Below are 20367 nucleotides of genomic sequence, written 5' to 3'. Positions count from 1 at the left end.
ATAATGCATTTCGGATGCCTTGGCTCCAACCATTTGGATGGCTGCTAAACCAACCAAGTGGTATAATATAATGGATGACAACGAACACCTGCAGGAGGATACACTTTAGACATGGAGAACTGGCAGCCTGACCGCGCCTCTCATATCCCGCTTCATTTGCAAATCAAAGCGTACATCATTAATAAAATCGCCAACGGAGAATGGCCCGTAGGAACGAAGATCCCGCCTCAGCGGAAGCTGGCGGAAGCCTTTGGGGTAAACCGCAGCACAATTGTAGCGGCTATGGATGAATTGACTGCAGACGGCTTCATCGAAGGAAGCAGCGGTGCAGGCACCATTGTCGTTAACCATACTTGGAGTGTGATGGCCTCGACTCCTCCTCCCGACTGGACTTCCTATGTGAAGTCAGGTGCTCATAGTGCGAACCTGCCGACAATACAGCAAATTAATGAGGCGGAGTTTCGACCAGGAATCATCCGCCTTGGAACCGGCGAGCTGGCGAAGGAGCTCCTCCCCTCTCACCGAATGCAAGAGGTACTGCAATCCATCTCAGCACGGGCCGTACCGCTCGGTTATGAGGAGCCGAAAGGGAATTATGCTTTACGGCAGCATATCTCTCGGCACGTAAAATCTCTGGGGATAACGGCGTCCCCTTCGTCTATCTTGATCGTTTCCGGAGCGTTGCAAGCATTGCAGCTTATTTCTCTCGGATTACTACACAGAGGATCGACCGTTTTATTGGAAAAGCCGTCTTACCTGTATTCCGTGCCGGTATTCCCGTCCGCCGCTATGAATATGGAGGGCATACCGCTCGATAACGAGGGCATTGATGTCTCCCTTCTCCCTAGCTGCAAGAAACGCCATAACGGAGCGCTGTTGTACACGATTCCTTGCTATCACAATCCGACTGGCGTTATGATGACGCAACAGCGTCGCGAGCAGCTAATGGATGTATGCAATAAGGAAGGCCTTCCTATTATTGAAGATGACGTATACCGGGATTTATGGCTGGACAACCCGCCGCCCGCTCCGTTAAAAGCAATGGACGCCAACGGGATCGTCCTTTACTTAGGCAGCTTGTCTAAAACCGTAAGCCCCGGGCTGCGTATCGGCTGGGTCATTGGACCCGAGCCGGTAATCCAACGTTTGGCCGATATCAAGATGCAGACCGATTACGGATCCAGCTCGATCTCTCAATGGGCTGCCGCCGAATGGCTGTCCACCGGTCTATATGAGGAGCATCTGCAAACTGTTAGACGGCAGCTCGCCGTGCGGCGCGATGCTTGCCTTACTGCACTGGATAAGCATTTCGGGTCGTTGGGAACCTGGAATATGCCTTCCGGGGGATTCTATATTTGGCTGTGTCTGCCGCGGCCGCTGCATATGGGAAAGCTGTTCGAGCTGGCCTTAAAGGATGGAATCCTGCTAAATCCGGGATATTTGTACGATAAGGACAATAGCAGGCATCTGCGTATTTCTTACGCTTACGCATCATTGACAGATTTGGAAAAAGGGCTCAAACGACTCTCCCGTATTGTCCGGGATGTAATGAACTTGAATGGAGATGTAGGCTGCGAGTTGGCATCAGAAGTGTGAATACCTTGTAAGAGGCTTCCATTCTTCAGGCAGCAGATGCTCATACTGGCGCTGCTCGAACCGGTCATCCACAAGCAGCAGCGTCCCGTGATCGGTTTCCGTACGGATGAGCCTGCCCCCAGCTTGAAGCACTTTGTTGATCCCCGGATAGACGTAAGCATAATCGAAGCCGTTTCTTCCATTGCGATCAAAATATTGTTTAATCAGATTACGCTCGATGTTGATCTGGGGAAGGCCGACACCAACGACAACAGTCCCGGTCAGCCGATCCCCTGTCAGATCGATCCCTTCGGAGAACATCCCTCCCATTACGGCAAATCCGATGCAAGGCTTAGCCGGATTAGGCTGGAAGGCATCGAGGAACGCTTCCTTCTCTTCCTCCGACATTCCTATACGCTGTACCAACAGCTGTACATCTAAGGGATATTGGATGAACAGCTCGAGAACCTCGTTCAAGTAATCGTATGAAGGGAAAAAGATCAAGTAATTCCCGCTGCGCTCCTGCAGGATTTGGTGCAGGCTAACAGCAATGCCCCGCTTCGTTCTCTCCCGATCCCTGAACCTTGTGGAGAGCGGAAGCAGCAGCACGTCTAGCTGTTCTTTGCGGAAAGGCGACGGTATCGTGAGCACATAGTCGTCCGGACTCCCTCCGAGCATCTCCCGGTAATAATGCAGCGGCGATAAAGTCGCAGAGAAAAAGATCCGCGACCGGAAGCCTTTCGCCATCTGGCGCAGCATACCGGACGGATCGAGACAAAACAGCTTCAAGCGGATATCGTTTCGATCGAGCTCCGCTAGGGTTATATAAGCCTCATTATAGTAGCCAAGCGTACGGATAAAGGTTTGTGCGGTAAAGTATGTTTCGAGAAGGATTGTCGCTGCTTCGGCTGGCATCTCGTTTCCAGCGGATAGTTCGGCTTCCGCAGCAGCTATAAACGGCTCAAGTAGCTCGGCCAGCTCCTCAGGGCAGCTGGGCATCACCACGCTTCCGCTTTCCAAGTAGGCTTTCCGAAAACGTATGAAGAAATCGTTGACCGCATTCGCGGCCTTAGCCAGCAGCGCGTTGCTCTCTTTAAATTCGCGCTTGAGCTGCAAAAACGGATACTTCGTAAGAGTGGCCGAGAACATGTCCCTTCCGCGGTCAACCAGATTATGCGCTTCATCGATTAGAATGGCCGTCTGTTTCTTTTGCTCCTCCATCATTCGTTTTAACGATACTTTGGGATCGAATACATAGTTGTAATCACATATTACGGCATCCGCAGCATAAGAAACATCGAGCGAAAACTCGAACGGGCACACCTTATGCCGCATTGCATAAGCTTCTATTACTTCGCGCGAAATCTCCTGCTCATTTGACAGCAGATCGAGTACGGCGGCATTGATACGGTCGTAATATCCGTCTGCAAACTCGCAATATTCCTTCTGACAGCGGGTTTCTTCCTTGAAGCATATTTTATCCTTTGCGGTTAATGTGACGTACCGAAGCTGTAGACCGTTCGAACGCATTAGCCGGAAAGCTTCCTCGGCCGCTGTTCGTGTAATCGTCTTGGCTGTCAAATAGTACAATTTTTGCAGATGACCTTCGCCGATCGCTTTAATCGAAGGAAACAAAGTGGAGATGGTTTTTCCCGTCCCTGTCGGCGCTTTGGCAAATAAGGTTTGCCGCTCCATAATCGATTTGTAGACGGCACCCGCCAGCTTGCGTTGTCCTTGGCGATACGCGGCATAGGGAAAAGGCAGCTCTTTTACACTGCGGTCCCTTGCCTCGGCATGCCGGGCCTGAAGCTTGGCATACGGCAAATACAGAAGGATGACCTCATCCATAAACTGCTGCAGCTCTGTGCGGGTCAGCGACTGAATGAACTGCTTTGTCTGCTCCGTATCTACTTGAACGTAAGTCAAGCGAATCCGGATGGATTCAAGCTCCTCTTGCACACAATATAAATAGGCGTAGCATTTCGCTTGGGCCCAATGGACAGGATGAGAATCCTCAAGGATAAGCTCCAGCCGACCGGCTGTTGACTTAATTTCCTCGATCAGCTCCCCCTCGGACTCCCGGATAATCCCGTCACACCGGCCTTCCAGTTGAATCAGAAGATCGTCATGCTCCCAATCTCCGGACAAATGGACCTCTTTGCGATCATGCTCGCCATAGTTGTTTTGTATAGCTTGATGTGCCTTCGTCCCTTCCTGCAAGGAAGCTGTCGTTCGGAAACCGGAATCGATGCTCCCGCCCCGGTACACATACTCAACAAGAGCTCTTACGGATAGTTTCACAGCATATGGCATAGTCCACCTACCAAGTCCATTAGGTTTCTTGGAACACTTGTTCTTATAGACTATTATACCATAAGGTGAGGACTTCAGGAGGTTTCTTAAATTTATACGGGGAATTCAGAGTCGTCGTCGTCATTATTGCGTCAAGTTTTGTAATTTATCCAAAATTTGCGTAATTTGATCCAATGTCTGAATTAATGATGAATCGGTCAACGACTTCCAGTCTATTTGGCCAACGTTCATTTGCTCGAGGTACGTATTGATTTGCTTGGTTAACGTTTCATTATAAGCCAGCAGCTGCTCGTGAATGCTCTTGGCAAAAGCAGGCGGCTCCAGCTTATTGAAGGCTTCGATTCTCGCTTTCATTTCCATGAATTCGTTCTTTATGGCTGTTCTCGCTTCCGGATCGGAAATAGCCTGCGTTGCCAAATTCGGCAGTTGCTCGGCCAGTCTTGTTCCGCTGTTGATGAATTGGGTCGCCTCATTCACATAATTCAACGATTGATCCACCTTATCCAATAAAGAGCAGCCGGATAATAATGAAACCGCCAATAGTAATAGCAGCAGCTTTACTCTCATTAAGGTTCCCCTCCTTTTGTCGTTTACTATGTAATACTCCGCCTTGTTTGTCTTGGTTTCAAAAAGGGGCGAAGTGCACGGCGAAACGCTCCCGATCGGGCGACAACGAAAAAAAAAGCTGCACAGTATTCTGCGCAGCTCCACAACTATAAGATTAAATAAGAATCAATCCGGGACGACATAATAATTCTTTCCATACACTTGAATAACATCCTCGTGATCCATCTTCTTGCCATTTCGCTTAGCCAAATCTTGAATAAACTCAAATGCGGCTCTTTTATCATGCTCATTCAATGCATCGAACAATCTGAACAATTTTTCCTTGCTTTCCATTATAAATCCTCCTCTCGAATGACCGGGACTACAGAGACGGGAAGATTGTTTGCTCTAAGAAAAACACAAAAAACACAAGGCTAGACTTGTGCTATAAGCAATCTATCCTTCCCACGACGCTTACGAGGTTAGCTGTCGGATTCGGGCTGTGAGAATTTGCCCTACGCTGTACGATCGAAATCATACCTCGATTCACCCCATGAAACTTGGTTCCCCCGTTTTTCTCAAAGAAAACTCAGCGTTAAATAGTTTAATATTTAATTAATACTATTATATCCCTACAATGTTCATTTGTAAAGCCTAATCGTTATTACCCTTCTTGCCTCAAAGAGTAACTCGAGATTAGCTTAAACAAGACTCGCTCCCTGTAACGATGGAAGCAGAAAAAAACCAGAGCTGCTTATAGCAGCCTGGTTAGTATAGAGTCTTACTTATGAGTATCGGCATAGTACGCCATTGCATCGCGCATGAAGAGAGCCAGACCATCACCGAAATTATCAATGTTCTTCGTAAAGCGCACATCATCAATATACATTTGACCAAGACCTTTGAAGGCATCCAGCGAATAGCTGCCCATTTCATTCAAGAAATCGAACCATTCTTGGATCGCCGCCTGAGCTTCGACGGACTGTGGAGAGCTATGACGCAGCGCGGCCAGCTTGAAATAGATCTGATTCATTCTTTCTCCCATTGCCGCTTGCTCCGATTTGGAAAGCTTCCCTAATTTGGCATTAGCATCATCGACCGCATTATCTCCCCAACGTTCTCTAGCTTCTTGCTCATATGGATTATGACTGAAGTCAAATCCTGCGAATTTTTCCTTTTGTGACATTTGAATTTCTCCTTTCGAATGTTGAATTGTCTTTTCAATCGTGTTAATCATCTGATCGAGCTGCCTGCGCTTATCAAGCAGCATTGTTCTATGCAGCTCCAATGCCTCTTGTCGGTCGAATGAAGGACTGTGAATGATTTCTTTGATTTGTTTGAGTGGAAATCCAAGCTCTCTGAAAAATAATATTTGCTGCAGCACTTCGAGATTGTCATCGGAATACAGACGATAGCCGGACTCGGTAATCTCCTTCGGACTCAGCAGCCCGATTTCATCGTAATGATGTAGTGTGCGCACACTAATCCCGACTAAATCCGCCACCTCTTTTACTTTCATTGCAATGAGGATGACCTCCCTTCACGACTTACTATAGAGTATAACGTAACGTTAGAGTCAACTTGAAAAATGAACTTTATGCTGCTGCCCATTCTTAAAAAATTGAGCCTTTCAGCGAGTTCACTCGATGCCCCGAATACAAGATTGTCTCGGCATGGCTCTACGACAAAGTTGGCAATCCTACAAGTCTCAATACCTAGATGACAAAGTCTGTTCCAGAAGCCATGCTTTTACCGATACCCAAGCTAATCAAAATTTCTCAGATCTATAGCAAAAAGCCCATGGTCCGATGGACTCATGGACTAACAATGGCATTCACCTTGAAAAGTTCAATTTTACTTTACCAATAACAGTTTTCCGCAACCAGCACTTCCTGCAAAAACTTGCCGGTCAACGAGCCTTCAGTCTTAGCTACTTCCTCCGGTGTGCCGCAGGCAACGACAGTACCGCCATTTTTGCCGCCTTCAGGTCCCATGTCTATAATGTGGTCGGCTACTTTAATCATATCCAGGTGATGTTCTATGACAACGACGGTATGCCCGGCATCGACGAGCTGATGGATACAGTCGATGAGCTTTTGTATATCCTGCAAATGCAGACCGGTGGTCGGTTCGTCGAGTATGTACAGGTTGTGCGCGCCGCGCTTGATCTTGCTCAATTCAGTGGCAAGCTTGATACGCTGTGCTTCCCCGCCCGATAAGGTCGTGGACGATTGACCTACGCGTAAATACCCGAGACCCAGCTGGTTCAGCACATTCAACTTGTGCAGGATATAGGACTGGTCCGAGAAATAATCTACAGCCTCCTCGATGCTCATCTCCAGTACCTGGGCTATATTCTTATCCTTGATACGTACATCAAGTACTTCTTCATTGAACCGGGCTCCCTTACACACGGGGCACACGGATTCCACGTCAGGCATGAACTGCAGCTGGGTGGTGACTACTCCTTCACCCTGACAGTGCTCACAACGCCCGCCGTTCTTCTGGTTAAAGCTAAAGTCGTTCTTGCCCAGCGCCTTACCCGCGGCAGCGGCAGCTTCGGCATAGAGCTCACGAATGCGGTCAAAAAATCCGACATAAGTCGCCGCATTCGATCTGGAGCTTCGTCCTATCGGCGATTGGTCGATATTGATGATTCCTGTCAAATGCTCTTTCCCTACTAACGAGTCATGCTCTCCTGGAACAATTCTCGCATCATGGAACAACGAGTATAACTGCTTATACATGACCTCGTTAATCAGGGTGCTTTTGCCTGAGCCCGATACGCCGGTAATACAGACCATGACGCCCAAAGGAATATCGACATCCACAGAACGCAGATTGTTCGCTCTCGCTCCCCGGATAGAAAGCATTAGGCCCGACGCTTGGCGGCGCTTCGACGGCACTTCGATCTTGCGGGTGCCGGCTAGAAACGATCCTGTCAATGACTCCGGATGGGCTCTTAAATCCCCTGCCGTTCCTTGGGCAATAATGCGTCCGCCGCGCAAGCCCGGGCCAGGGCCGACCTCTATGATGTGATCGGCGCTGCAGATCGTATCCATATCGTGCTCCACCACGATAATGGTATTGCCGATATCGCGCAGCTTCCTGAGCGTATCCACTATGCGGATGCTGTCTCTTGCGTGAAGTCCGATACTCGGCTCATCCAGTACGTACAGCATGCCCATCAAGCCCGAGCTGATCTGAGTTGACAGCCGAATCCGCTGCGCTTCTCCACCGGAAATTGTATCGGAGCGGCGGCCGAGGCTTAAGTAATCAAGTCCGATATCCAACAGCAGCGTCAGCCGGGATTGGATCTCCTTGACGATTTGCCGTCCTACCTGAGCCTTTTCCTCCCGAAATGTCAGCTCGCTCATAAACCGCTGAAGGTCCATCATTGGTATGCTGCACAGCTCGTGTATGTCGGCGCCGCCTACTTTGACACAGAACCGCTGCGGCTTCAGTTTCTTCCCCTCGCAGTCAGGACATGTATGTTCAACCATTACCCGTTTGTAAAATTCGTCTTCCGTGTTATTTTGAGCTTTGCGCTTGACATACAATTTGTACCAGCGATTCACCATATTGACCAAACCGCCGTAACCCATCATTTTCCCGGCATGTCTCGCTTGAGTTTTGGAGGCGTCGGCGGGAACGACGAACGGGAACTTTTGTCCCTTCGTTCCGTGAAACAATATGCTCAGAATCTCCTCCGGCAATTCATTTAGCGGAGTCTCCAAATCAAAGCCGTAATGCTTACTCAAGCTGTGCAGAATGCTCCATCGCCATGTGTTCATGCTGGTGCCAAGAAGCTTCGTATCCAATGCGCCTTTCAAAATGCTCTTCTCCCAGCTCTTTACCAGAAACCGCGATTCGGTCCTCATAAAAGTCCCGATCCCGCCGCATGTTCGACAGGCGCTTTCCGGGTCGTTAAAGGAAAAGTAATAAGGCTGCAGCTCACCTAATGTAAGGTGGTGCTCAGGGCAGGCAAACCCGGAATAAAAAGCGTTCGCATCAACTTGCTTGCCTTCCGGACTCCCGACGATTTCAAAGCGGATGAAGCCTTCTCCTACCAGCTTCAAGCTGTTCTCGATCGTTTTGGTGAGCACCTTGAAAATGTCGCGTTTCACAACGACTTTATCGACGACCACTTCCATCCGGTATTCCATCTCTTCGTCGAGCTCCAGCGGATCCCCGAGACTATGAGGGACGCCATCGATCAAAAGGGTTCGAAAGCCTTTCGTCCGGATCTCGTCAAATAAGGTTTCAAAGTCCTCCCCATAGATCTTGTAAATGGGAGCCAATACTTCAATTTCGGTTCCTTCGGGAAGCGACTGGATGCGCTCTATCATCTGGTCGGCAGTCCGTACAGGAACCGGATGATCGCAGAACGGACAGCTTGCGTCTCCTGTAGATGCGAACAGCAGCCGCAAAAAGTCATAAATATCCGTCATCGTACCGACGGTGGATCTAGGATTGACAATCCCCTTCTTCTGCTCGATGGCAATAACGGGAGACAAACCGAACACGAAGTCCACGTCAGGCTTCTTGATCTGACTCATTCGGCTTTTGGCGAAGGTAGATAACGATTCAAGAAACCGCCGCTGGCCTTCGCCATATATGACCTCAAAGGCAAGCGAAGATTTCCCGGAGCCGCTGACTCCGGTTATTACGGTTAATTTGTCCCGCGGAATGTTCACATCCACGTTCTGCAAATTGTTCTGGCGCGCTCCCCGGACCTCAATGAATTGTCTCATCTTCGGCTACATCCCCCAATCATCGTCATCGGTAACTTCATACATATACGCCGGTTCCTTAAGCTCAACCCGGCTTTTGGGTGTCGCTTTCGTCTCTGCTTCCATTTTGGACAGAAGCTCACGTTCCGTCAGCCAATCGCATGCCGTGGTGATAGAGCTGGTATTCAACTGGACGACGACACCCAGCTTTTCCACAATATCCGTGGCGGTGCGGACATCCGCTTCCTCCTTCAAGTAATCAAGTACCGGCTGAAACAGTCTCTCGGCCCTTACATTCAAATAACCATTGATCTCCTCCAGAACGGACTTCACCTTATGCTCGTTCGCCCCGTTAGTTATCACTTCCGTATAGATACTTTGAAAGAATGCCGGGTTAAGTTGAAGCGCCTGTTGAACCGATTCACGCATCGGAACTTCTCCGTTCAAGACTACTTCCATTTGTGACAGGACATCCACCATCTTCATAATCCATAATCCGCTATAGGCAGGGTCATTCTTCACATACAGCCACTTCTCCGCCTTAGCGAGAATACTTAGCGCATAGCATCCGAGACGAAGCAGCTGCAGCTGCCTGTCGCGTTCTCCCACGTACCGTATTTGTTCAAAGTATGATTCAATCGAAGGATCCTTGGTAAACAATAATGTGCTGCGTAACAGCATGGAATGATCTATAGAAGTCTGAATGGATCTCTCCATCCACCGCTTGAAATCGTTTCGTGTCTGAATGGAGGTGTTGATAGGAACATCGTTCTCTACAAAGCAATTGTACCCCTTGGACAGCTTCTGATCATGAACGATGAGCTTGAGATCAATGTCCGATTTCTCCCAGACTTGATCGTACGATAAACTTCCTAGCAGGACAGCGGCAATCACTTGATCATCCTGCTTTACCTTGTCGATGAACGTCTGAAGCGCTTCTCTGAATATTGCGGTCAGCCGATTGGCCTGATGCGTCTGTTCCATCCAACACCCTCCCATGGGTAGTAAATCCAGACCTTTATGGTAAAATTAACCACTATTATCATACCAAACATTTGTTCTATTGTAAACGGTTTTATCCATTAACAGCTGTCGAACATGAAGCAAGCCACCGGAATGAGGTCCGATGGCTTGCAGTAACTATTTCATGTGTACTAGCCGGCTCCGTTGTTCCATCAAGGCGCGGATACCGTTACTTTAGCCGTTGTCAATCTGCCTTGATATTCGACTAAAATATCGGCTTTGCCGGATTTCAATGCCGTCACAACACCATTCGAATCAACATTGGCGACGAACGGATTCAAAGAACGGAAGTTAGCGCCGGATGTGACTTGTTGTTTCGTCCGATCGGTATACTCTGCGTACACGACCGTTGAGTGTGTTTGGCCGACACGCAAGGAGTACTCCCGGTCATCAAGATCTATAGATTTAAGAAATACAGGTGGCGCTCCAATAACGATGACTTTGGCTACAGCCCGTTTGCCGGTATATTCCACAATAATGTCGGCCACTCCGCTGCCTACTGCCGTAACCACGCCATTACTGTCAACCTGAGCAACCGACGTATTGGACGATTGGAAGGAGACTCCATCAGTAACGGGCTTCTTACTAAAATCCGAATATACAGCTTGAACGACGGTGGAATGGGTCTCCCCCGCCTTCAGCGTATACGCTAGGGAGTCGAGCTGGATGCCCACTAATTGATAAGGAATGCCGTAAACTACGGCTCTTGCCTCCGCCCGTTTACCACGATACTCCACTGTAATTTCAGCGGTTCCCGGCCCCATTCCTTTAACGACACCGTTCTCATCGATCTGGGCTACGGAAGGGTTGGAGGAACGGTAGGTGACGCCGGATGTTACCGTTTTGCGGCTGTTATCTTCAAATACTGCTGTGACGGCAACCTGTTGCGTATCGTCCGCTTTCAGTAAATACAGCTTCGAATCCAGAACGATCGACGATACCGGAAGCACCGCGCGGTCGATGGAAACCGTATAGGATTTGGAAGCATTGCCGCTTGGGGAATATACGGCGATTTGTACCGTATTATTTCCTTCGTTCAAGCTGATTTCCTGGCTTGCTTGGCCGCTCGCAACCGAGGAACCGTTAACAATAATGGAGGAACCGGTGTCGACAGCGCTTGGAGTTACTGTCAGCTTCTCCACTTTACTCGGCACGCTGACGGAATACTCTGTTTGATCCTTGGCAAACGATGGAGTAAGCTGACCTGTGCTAACGGTCAGGCTGCTCAGTCCCGGCTGTCCATAAGGATACGCTGCAATGTTGCCCACCGCACCGGTGCCGAGACGATCCTGCAATTGCTGCAAATACAAGCTGCGCGGTCCAACCGCTGCACCTGTGCTTTCCCAATAGCCTTCGCCTCTTGGTCTAAGATCGTCTTTGTTAGGAAGGTAAGGCTTGCTCACTTTCCCTGTAAATCCGATCGCATAGTTTTGTGCTGTTGGAGGTCCTTGCAGAGCCAGGGTGCCCTTCGTGTTCCAAGCAACCCAGTTCGCGCCCGCCCATCCATGGCCGCTTCCGAGCCAGCCGCGGTCTTGAATCGCAATATCGGCATCGATATTATCGAACAATCCGCCGACAGACCAGCGGTGATGCGGTTCGGAGGTTGCGAATTCCGTACCTGCTACTCCATCAAGGAAGACGTTTGGTCCTGGGACCCGGCTGCCTACGATGTAGGAATGTCTTGCCGTGTCAACATTGACTCTTTGCGTTAAACCAAGCTGTCCTTCGTACAGCAGCGGATATCTTCTGCCGCCGTCCAGCGTGCTCGCCATTTCCAGGACGGTGCTGTCTTGTGTCGTCGTCCACTTAGCGTCTCTTGCCGTGTAGACCATCGAGTAACCCAAGTGAAGCGCCGTAATATCGCGTACCCATGCGTTTTTAACGCTTCTAAGAACAACGAATGTTTGGGGATGGCTGTCATCTGCATAATAATTAACTCCGCCGTCCTGCTTGACAATCGACGGATCGAAATTAACATCAACGCGCAGGTTTTCAACACCTACTTGTTGGATCCGGTCGGAATCGTCATAAGCAAGAACCTCGCCTCCACCCCAACGCAATTCGACGGAGTTGGCAATCGGCGCATCGATAGTAATGACGTTGCCTTGAATATTCGTAATGACGCGGTCAAAGTTCAGATCGAACGGCGTCCACTGCTGCGTGCTGTTCGTAGTTCCCGGTCTGTCCGTGATTTGATCCATCTTGAGCTCATGAATCCAACGGTCATTTCCTTTCCTACGGACCATAACGGTATCGCCAACTTGGAACTGGCTTGCATCCGAAACCCGGAAGCTGCGCGCACCTGTAGGCACAAACATGTCGGCGATTGTTGTGGATACCGCGGTATTGACTACAGGTCCCCGCGCGCCACCAATTTCCAGCAAATCTCTTTGGTCGGTACCCGTACCGTACAGAATCGTGCCGTCAGCTCCTTGCCCTTCGCCACGCAACACGATACCGGATGCCCGAATGGCCAGCTTGCCGCCCAAACGATAGGTTCCTTTGGAAAGCAGCAGCGCGCCTCTGAAGCCATCCTGAGACAAGGGCATAGCGGAAAGCTCGTCGATAGCGGCCTGGATTCGTGCCGTATCATCGCCTTCAGGGTTAGGATAGAGCGTCATTTTGACAGGAACGTCAGGAAGCTTCACGCCTCCGCCCATATATCCCGCATTGGAGTAATCAATGATTTTATTGCCCTTGAAATCCGGCACATAGACCATTTTGCCGTCTGTTCCCGTGAAGGCCAATTTGCTTTGGCCGGCTGGAATCGTATTCTCGTTTGCCGAGAAGAAATAGAACGTATCGTAGATCGGCGCTTTACCTGCAGGGGTAATCGTAAGCCTGATTTGGTGTTCGCCGATGGAAGACACCGTACCTGGTACCGTCAGCTGTTGAACCGTTCCTGCGGTCAAGGAAGCTGCCGGGAAACGATGTACTACATTTTGCGATCCATCCACCACTTCGCCGCTAATCTCGGCATTGACAAAAGCGTTGAACTGAACGGTTGGATACACATCGCCCGGCTTGACGAAAGCCGGCTGTCCGTTCTGGATGGTCATCGTCGGATGCGTCAATTGCAGATCTGCAATAAGCAGCTCTGGGTTGGCTACGTCGATCCACAAGCTCGTAGTAACCGTCTTGCTGCCGGAAATAATCGTGCCTGTAATTTGCGTTACCCCGGAAGCCAATGCGCTCACGTTCCCGGTCGCATCAACCGCAGCCACTGCCGGCTTCGCGCTGGTAATGGCAACACTCAGTCTCGGATCCGCCGGGTCGATTTCCTCGCCATTGCTCAGCTTGGCATGCAGCTTCAACGGAACGCTGCCGTTCACCTGAGTTTTTATGGTTGTGTCTTCCGTATAAGCCGTTCCCGCAGGATCGGCAAAATATACCGATTTCAAGTCGACCGCGTTCGGATCTCCTCCGCTAATGACTTCGAACTCAGCCAATTTAAACAGCGAGTCTCTGGTCAAATTGACGGAAACCTTCACATATCTTGCTGACACTTCTGGAAAAGATACCGAATCCACAGCGGCAACAGCTTCTGTTGCGCTGTTCTTTTCATATGCTACGCTCCAATTGGAGTTGTCGTTCGAATACAAGATGCTGTAGCCGCTTACGAGCCCTTGCGTTCCATTGAAATCAAGGATCGTCTTATGAAAAGCTTGCGTCGTCGTCAAATCGACGGTCATCCATACATTCAAATCGTCCTTGCGGTCAGCTTGCAATGGCTGCCAATAGGTAGCCGGATTTCCATCCAAAGCGGTGGTTGCCCTACCTGCGGATGTATCCGAGCTCTTGCCCTTAACCGGCTTGTCCAAAGCATAGTTGACTTCCCCTGTACCTGCGGCCAAGGAAGCAGGCATGAACCATTGACCCTGAAACAGAAGAGAAAAGACGAGAAGTAGTGCCAGTAGTGCGCTGCTTTTTTGTTTCATTAGTTGCATTTTTTTATCACCTTTCTTCTATGCTGCTTGGATTGGTTAACGCAGCAAGCGTCTAATGGATTGCGTTGGTATTCACCTCCATAATTGTGTATTTTCCGGAAAACGGCCGGACTCGTACAACATTATAAAGCGCTTTCAATCAGGTTGGAATACGCAAAACTAATTTCTTTTTGTCCGAAACTAACTAGTTACCCTTCTCGCATTTGTGAAATAAAAAAGAAGCCCGAATAAGCAGGCTCCTCGCGCTAATATTTGCGGCATCCCCTATCTTCAAGCGTAAGGGATGTTTTTTCCGTAAAAGATTTCGTCCATTTCCCACTTCAAGCTCTCGGTAATATCCTTTTGCTCCTCAATGCTCAGCTTGTCCTTCGTATAGCCGAACAAGTAATTGTTCAGGTCAAATTCTCTGAGCTTGCATTTGGTATGGAAAATATTTTCCTGATATACATTGACATCGATCATGTCGTACAAAGCTTTGATTTCGGTTGGAATGTAGTTTTGAATCGAGTTGATCTCATGGTCGATAAACAGCTTATGCCCGGTTGTGTCCCGGGTGAAGCCGCGAACGCGGTAATCCATGGTCATAATGTCCGTATCGAAGGAGCGGATCATGTAGTTCAAAGCCTTCAGCGGCGAAATCTCGCCGCAAGTAGATACATCGATATCGGCGCGGAAGGTGCTGATGCCTTCGTCCGGATGGTATTCGGGATACGTATGGACGGTAATATGGCTTTTGTCCAAATGCATCACTACGGTGTCCGGCAGCGGTCCGGGCGATTCATCAAAATCCTCCTTGGTCGGCTCCTCAATGGGTCCCTCCGAAACGAGCATCGTCACGCTCGCCCCTTGGGGCTCGTAATCCTGCTTCGCTATATTTAGGACGTGTGCTCCGATAATGTCCGCCACGTTTTTCAAAATATGGGTCAATCTCGCCGCGTTATACTGTTCATCGATATAAGCTATGTAGGCTTTCCGTTCCTCTCTCGTCTTCGTATAGCAAATATCATACATATTGAAGCTTAACGATTTGGTCAGGTTGTTAAAGCCGTGAAGGGTTATACGCTGTTCAGGCGTCAATGGCATCCTGGATCCAACCTCCTTTTAGTCCAGTTACTAATGTTTCCTTATCCTGTAAAACTGATTCCTTTTTGCCTTCTTTTTTATTACCGCTTCTATGGAATTACCCGTTTTGCTAGTAGTTTAAGCCATCTAGGAGCGAGGGTAACGAGCTTCCACTCAGATAATGATTCAGCAGCAAGGCATGCAACGCAAAAAGACAGGCAGCTCTCGCATCGCTTGCGAAGCACCTGTCTCCAACAGTGCTTAGTTTAACTTTATAAATCTTGGGAGAGCCGAACCATATCCTTCAGCTGCATTCCGTTCTCATAAATCGGTTCATCGTAATGCCGGATGAAGAAATCCCGGTCGATCCCCGTCATGCGAAAGCCGCATTTCTGATACAGAGCGAGCTGAGCCACTCCGGTGCTCCCCGTACCTACTTCAATGGTCTGAAAGCCCATTTCTCTGGCTGATTGAACGGCATGCAGCACAAGCCGCTTCCCGATCCCCTGCCCGTGCAATGCCTCCAGTACGGCAACGTTCACAAGCTCAACGGTTGCCGGTCTTGTGGGAATCAGAACATAGACGCCTATGGCCGAACCATCCTTGTCAGCAATAAAACACGACCCTCTTTGCACATATTGCTCCACCAGCGACCGGTTGGGATCGGCAAGCAGCAGCAGGTCCATAGGGGGCTGCTCATGTTCTCCCAGCTTTCTAATAATCATACGGCTACCCCTTCTCTCACAAACTTGCCTTACGGTTTATCTTAACGCGCTTGGCCAAATGACCAGAGAATCGCGGTCGGTTTCGGCCCCCAGCTTCAACAATAGATTGGCCGCCTCTGTCTTAAGCACAGGCTGTCCATTCCATTTATCGATGACGATTTTACGTATGCCGGGAATACGCAAGTACTCGATGGCGACGGCTCGGAGAAGCTGCTCCATTTCATCAGGGCTTAATGGGAGCGTCTTGTCCTCATTCGCCCTTCCAGCAACGGAGAACCCTGGATCCATCGTGTACATTCTTTTGCCGTTGTTCTCCACCCACAACACCCAGCGTCCACCGCGCAGGACGAGATCGTTCCCTTTCTTGCGCGAGAATGAAATTCCATCCGCATCCGGCCAGCCGACGGTTAGTCCGAACGGATTGGAAGGGTCCGTAGAAGGAAGCAACACCGTATGAAGATCGCCATTCCATTCCGGCATGCGAAGCTGCTCCACCTGATCCTTTGTTGAAAATTGCAGCGTCTTGATTCCTTCGACCCACAAGCCTCGCGTCAGCAAGCCCCACATTTCCAGCTGCTTCAAAGACGCATATACGTCATCCCATGACCAAGGCAGGTGCTGCGCGACAATCTCTTTGGTCAGAAGCCCGTATACTCCGACCAAATGCTTGATCCATGCAGCCAAAGCCGCCTGCCGGTCGTAATCTTCGCCAAGGGATCGCAGAGCATACCAGCGCCCAAGACCCGACTGAAAGCCTTTGCCGCTGCCGGCGGTTTTGGCTTTCTTCGCTCCGCCATTCAGACGCAACGGTGCAAACTGGTCGTTCGACACGAGCCCTCGCCAGGATAACTCCAGCAAACGGGCTGTCAGCTCGGAAGGCACCTCGCCCGTTTCCCGGCTGAGCGCGGACAGGAAGCTTGCCCCCTTTCGTTGGAGCAGCTCCAGCAGTGGTACCTCTTGCATCACATCGGCTTCCGCATGTTCGAGTATAGGTCCGTAAAGCTCCTTGCTATCCGCCAGAAAAAAGGCAACGCTGCCTTCCTTCTCCCCCGGCTGCTTGCGGCCAATCCAGATGACTTCTCCGGCAGCGCACAGCCGGTCCAGCAAATCTTTTTTATAGTCGTTCATCCTTAGCGGAAAGAGGGAACCCTCCCATTGTGACAACGGAAAGAACAACCCTTGCAGCTTTTCGATGACCTGTCGAAGCCCTTCTTCCCCGCTGCGTCTCTCCTGAGGCGATGTATATTGCAAGTCCATCGTCCGGGAGCAATAACGAACGCCGTCCACAGCCTGATTGGCCTGCCTGAGCGTTTCAGCTTCTTGCCGCGTCCTCCGGACGGCTTTGCGCAAGTTCATCCATACGACACGATCACCGGCTGCAGCGTCCGCCAATCGTTCTATTCGTCCTTCCGCTTCCCAGGCTGGCACGAGCTCCTCCACATGCCGGTTGACCTGATCGCCGTATCGTTGTAGCAGCTGTTCTACGGTGAAGCTCGTTTGACGTTCAACGAAACGGGTAAGCACGAAACGATCCGCCAGCAGCTCTGATCCAAGCCGGGAATAGGTAGACGTTTCGTCCGCACATATCCAATAATGAAGCTGAGGGCTGCCCAACGGGATTCGTGCGATTTGTTTGCGCTGCTGCAGCATGGTTATAAGCTCGCTCCGTTCGGACTCGGGTATTACGCCGGCAAGCTCTTCGTCGCTATGCTCCCCAAGCTTCTTCAGCAGCCTTAGCAGCTGATCAGGATCTTCGATCCTACGCTCCGGCGGCGATGATAGTGCTTCCTCCGCTGCTTCAAGCCGTTTCTCCTGCTCCCTCTCCGTAACTGGAGCATCCTCATGAGCGGACTCGGGAGCGAACCAGCTCCCGGCCATGGCACGGTCGAGTCCTTGCAGCCTCGCCTGGAGATCTTTCTCCACTGTATCCGATTCGTACATTTGCGCATTGATAAAGTCGGCGAGAAACAACGCCGCGAACGGTGAGGGATAAGCACCCTGACGGGTCACCACTTCCATTTCGCCGTTCTGTATGCTGTGCAGCATGTCACGTACGCCTTGCACATCCAGTTCCTCATACAGACATTGGCGTATCGCTTCCCCGATGAATGGAAACTGCTCGGCATAGGGCAGCGATTCGCGCAGCAGCTCTTCACTGCGCAAACGCTTCTGCCATGCCGGCATCCGGCCGAAGCTGCGGGACAGCAGCAGCGAGGTTTCCGCGAGCCTCCGGAAGGCGATGCCGAATTGCGGCGATGACGGGACGGCCTGACGGAGCAGAGGCTCCAGCCGATCCGCCGTCACCTCGCGGATGAGCGGCAGCAAGCGCAGCGCTTCTCCGCTGCCGCCGTCCGCCACAATAAATTCAATGCCGTTGTCCTTGGCATTGGCATAGATGCGATAAGGTATGCTGCGCTCGGCATGAAGCTGAATCGCCATCTGCCAGGTGCGGTTAAACGCCCGGCCGAACCAGCTGTGAATTATCAAATGATGCTGCTTGAAGTCATCCTGAAACTGCTCGATGACAATCCGGCGGTGAGTGGGCAGCTCGGAAACCGCCTTCTGGGAGTGTACCAGATTGACCAAATCATCTGCCGCAGACGCATCCATGAAATGCTCGCAGGTCAGCCATTCGATCGTGGAAGCTTTCTTCTCCTGATCCAGCCGTTCCTCGATATGGGCTAGAAAACGGCCGATGTCTGACGAGAATTCGTACGATCTCCCTTGTCCTTCTCCCCGCCAAAAAGGGATCTCGCTGAACGTATTGCCCGCCTCTTCCACAACATAAACTCTGTCGTTGCGGATGGACTGGATTCTCCATGAGCTCGTCCCAAGCTGGAACACGTCCCCGACGCGGCTCTCGTGGATATACTCCTCATCCAGCTCGCCTAGATGGATGCGGCTGTCGGCATGATGAACAGGATAAGCGCTACCCTGCGGGATCGTACCTGCTCCCATGATGGCTGACATCGCGGTCGAGCTCCGCTTCGTCAGCATCCCTGTCTCCCGGTCCCAATCGAGCAAGGGCCGGACGAAGGGATAGTAGCCCGACAGCACTTGGAGTACGGCTTCCAGCCGTTCCAGCGGAAATCCATGATAGCCGTAGCTTCGGTTTAACAGGCGGTACAACGGTTCAACTGGCCTGTCGTCCGCCGCCACCATCGCGACGATTTGCTGGCATAGCACATCGAGAGCAAATCGTGGAACGCGAATCTCTTCAATATTCCGCTCCACGATCTGACGCGCCAGCACCGCGCATTCCGGAAGCTGTCCGCGGGATCTGGCGACGATGACGCCTCTGCTCTCGTCTCCGACGGAATGGCCGGCGCGGCCGATTCGCTGTATGCCGGCAGCGGCGCTTTTCGGCGAGTCGATCTGCAGCACAAGATCGATATGCCCTACATCGATGCCAAGCTCCAAGGAAGAAGTCGCTACTAGACAGCGAAGCTCGCCTCTTTTTAAAGAAGCCTCAACCTCAAGCCGTTGCTCACGTGAAATGCTGCCATGATGTGAGCGGGCCATCTCATACCCTACGTGATCGTTCAGCCAAAGCGTCAATCGCTCGCACAGCCTGCGATTGTTTACGAAAATAAGCGCGGACTGGCTCTCCCCGATCCATTTGCACAAATGCTCCGTCAACGGCCCCCACACGGCCTCCTGTTTGTCTTTTGTTATCAGCGACTTCTCAGGATGCGTGACCACTACGCGAAACCGCTTGTCCATTCGGCTTTCGATGATCTCCACTTCGCGCGGCGAATAACCAGAGTCGTTGTTATCCCAGCCTCCAAGAAATCTCGCGATACGCTCGATAGGCTTCTGTGTCGCGGAGACTCCGATTCGCTGAGGCGTTTCCCCTATCCATTCGCTTAACCGCTCGAGCGTGACCGAAAGGTGCAGCCCTCTGCTGTCTGCGGCCAAATCGTGAATTTCGTCCACAATACAATACCGAACCGACCGCAGCATCATTCTGCCTTTGGGAGAGGTCAGAAGCAGATAGAGCGATTCCGGCGTCGTGACCAGCACATCCGGCGGATTGCGAAGCATCGCGGCGCGAGCGCTTTGTGTCGTATCACCCGTACGGACAGCTGCAGTCAGCCCGTTCCAAACGGTTCCACGCTTCTCGGCGGTTTGCTTCAGTTCATCTATATACCCGATCACGTGATGGTGAATGTCATTGTTGAGCGCCTTGAGAGGCGTAATGTACAGCAGCTTGACTCCATTTGTCGGTGTGGGCGTATCCTTATCCTCCAAAATCCAGCTCAGACAGGGCAGCATAGCCGCCAACGTTTTTCCCGAGCCCGTAGGAGCTGCTATTAAGGTGTGCTCTTCTGATTGTATCGCTTGCCACGCGCGTATTTGTACATCCGTCGGACTGCCGAATCGCTGCTCGAACCATTCGGCAATCAACGGGTGAAAAAGGCTTGCACTTGATTCGCCCATCGT

11 protein-coding genes and 1 riboswitch are annotated in these 20367 nt (G+C 50.9%); of the genes, 1 reads left to right on the top strand and 10 read right to left on the bottom strand.

Annotated elements, in window-relative coordinates:
- Positions 1–111 precede the first annotated feature (111 nt).
- Entirely contained in the window at positions 112–1596 is a 1485-nt protein-coding gene (locus ACFQ88_RS04455) for an aminotransferase-like domain-containing protein (RefSeq protein WP_379452381.1), read from the top strand.
- Here ACFQ88_RS04455 and ACFQ88_RS04450 read toward each other — a convergent pair.
- From ACFQ88_RS04450 to ACFQ88_RS04405, 10 genes are all read right to left on the bottom strand, one after another.
- Positions 1585–3888 (bottom strand): ATP-dependent DNA helicase, encoded by a 2304-nt coding sequence (locus ACFQ88_RS04450; RefSeq protein ID WP_379452379.1) that lies wholly within the window; start codon positions 3886–3888, stop codon positions 1585–1587. The genes ACFQ88_RS04455 and ACFQ88_RS04450 overlap by 12 nt on opposite strands.
- A gap of 123 nt (positions 3889–4011) precedes the next feature.
- On the bottom strand, positions 4012–4455 hold the full coding sequence (locus ACFQ88_RS04445; RefSeq protein WP_379452377.1) for a DUF6376 family protein: 444 nt from the start codon (positions 4453–4455) through the stop codon (positions 4012–4014).
- A 165-nt stretch (positions 4456–4620) separates the two neighbouring features.
- Positions 4621–4788 (bottom strand): hypothetical protein, encoded by a 168-nt coding sequence (locus tag ACFQ88_RS04440; RefSeq protein WP_379452375.1) that lies wholly within the window; start codon positions 4786–4788, stop codon positions 4621–4623.
- 102 nt (positions 4789–4890) lie between these two features.
- Positions 4891–5039: riboswitch (cyclic di-AMP (ydaO/yuaA leader) on the bottom strand.
- A gap of 176 nt (positions 5040–5215) precedes the next feature.
- Positions 5216–5959, bottom strand: coding sequence for a MerR family transcriptional regulator (locus tag ACFQ88_RS04435; protein ID WP_379453572.1), 744 nt, complete (start codon positions 5957–5959; stop codon positions 5216–5218).
- Positions 5960–6293: 334 nt separating this feature from the next.
- The gene (gene uvrA, locus ACFQ88_RS04430) at positions 6294–9188 is read right to left on the bottom strand and encodes an excinuclease ABC subunit UvrA (protein ID WP_379452373.1); all 2895 of its coding nucleotides are present in this window, start codon (positions 9186–9188) and stop codon (positions 6294–6296) included.
- Between the two features lie 6 nt (positions 9189–9194).
- Positions 9195–10151, bottom strand: a complete 957-nt coding sequence (locus ACFQ88_RS04425; RefSeq protein ID WP_379452371.1) for a hypothetical protein — start codon at positions 10149–10151, stop codon at positions 9195–9197.
- 191 nt (positions 10152–10342) lie between these two features.
- On the bottom strand, positions 10343–14137 hold the full coding sequence (locus ACFQ88_RS04420; protein ID WP_379452369.1) for an Ig-like domain-containing protein: 3795 nt from the start codon (positions 14135–14137) through the stop codon (positions 10343–10345).
- A gap of 270 nt (positions 14138–14407) precedes the next feature.
- A complete protein-coding gene (gene speD, locus ACFQ88_RS04415; RefSeq protein ID WP_379452367.1) occupies positions 14408–15220 on the bottom strand; it encodes an adenosylmethionine decarboxylase in 813 nt (270 codons plus the stop codon).
- 251 nt (positions 15221–15471) lie between these two features.
- A complete protein-coding gene (locus ACFQ88_RS04410) occupies positions 15472–15924 on the bottom strand; it encodes a GNAT family N-acetyltransferase (protein WP_379452365.1) in 453 nt (150 codons plus the stop codon).
- 36 nt (positions 15925–15960) lie between these two features.
- Complete coding sequence (locus ACFQ88_RS04405) at positions 15961–20364, bottom strand: DEAD/DEAH box helicase (RefSeq protein WP_379452363.1); 4404 nt, start codon at positions 20362–20364, stop codon at positions 15961–15963.
- Between the last annotated feature and the right edge of the window lie 3 nt (positions 20365–20367).

It is taken from the genome of Paenibacillus sp. NPDC056579 (genome assembly GCF_042793215.1).
Taxonomy (GTDB): domain Bacteria; phylum Bacillota; class Bacilli; order Paenibacillales; family NBRC-103111; genus Paenibacillus_S.
The sequence above is the reverse complement of the archived record's forward strand: the minus strand, read 5'-3'. Positions and strand labels throughout refer to the sequence as shown.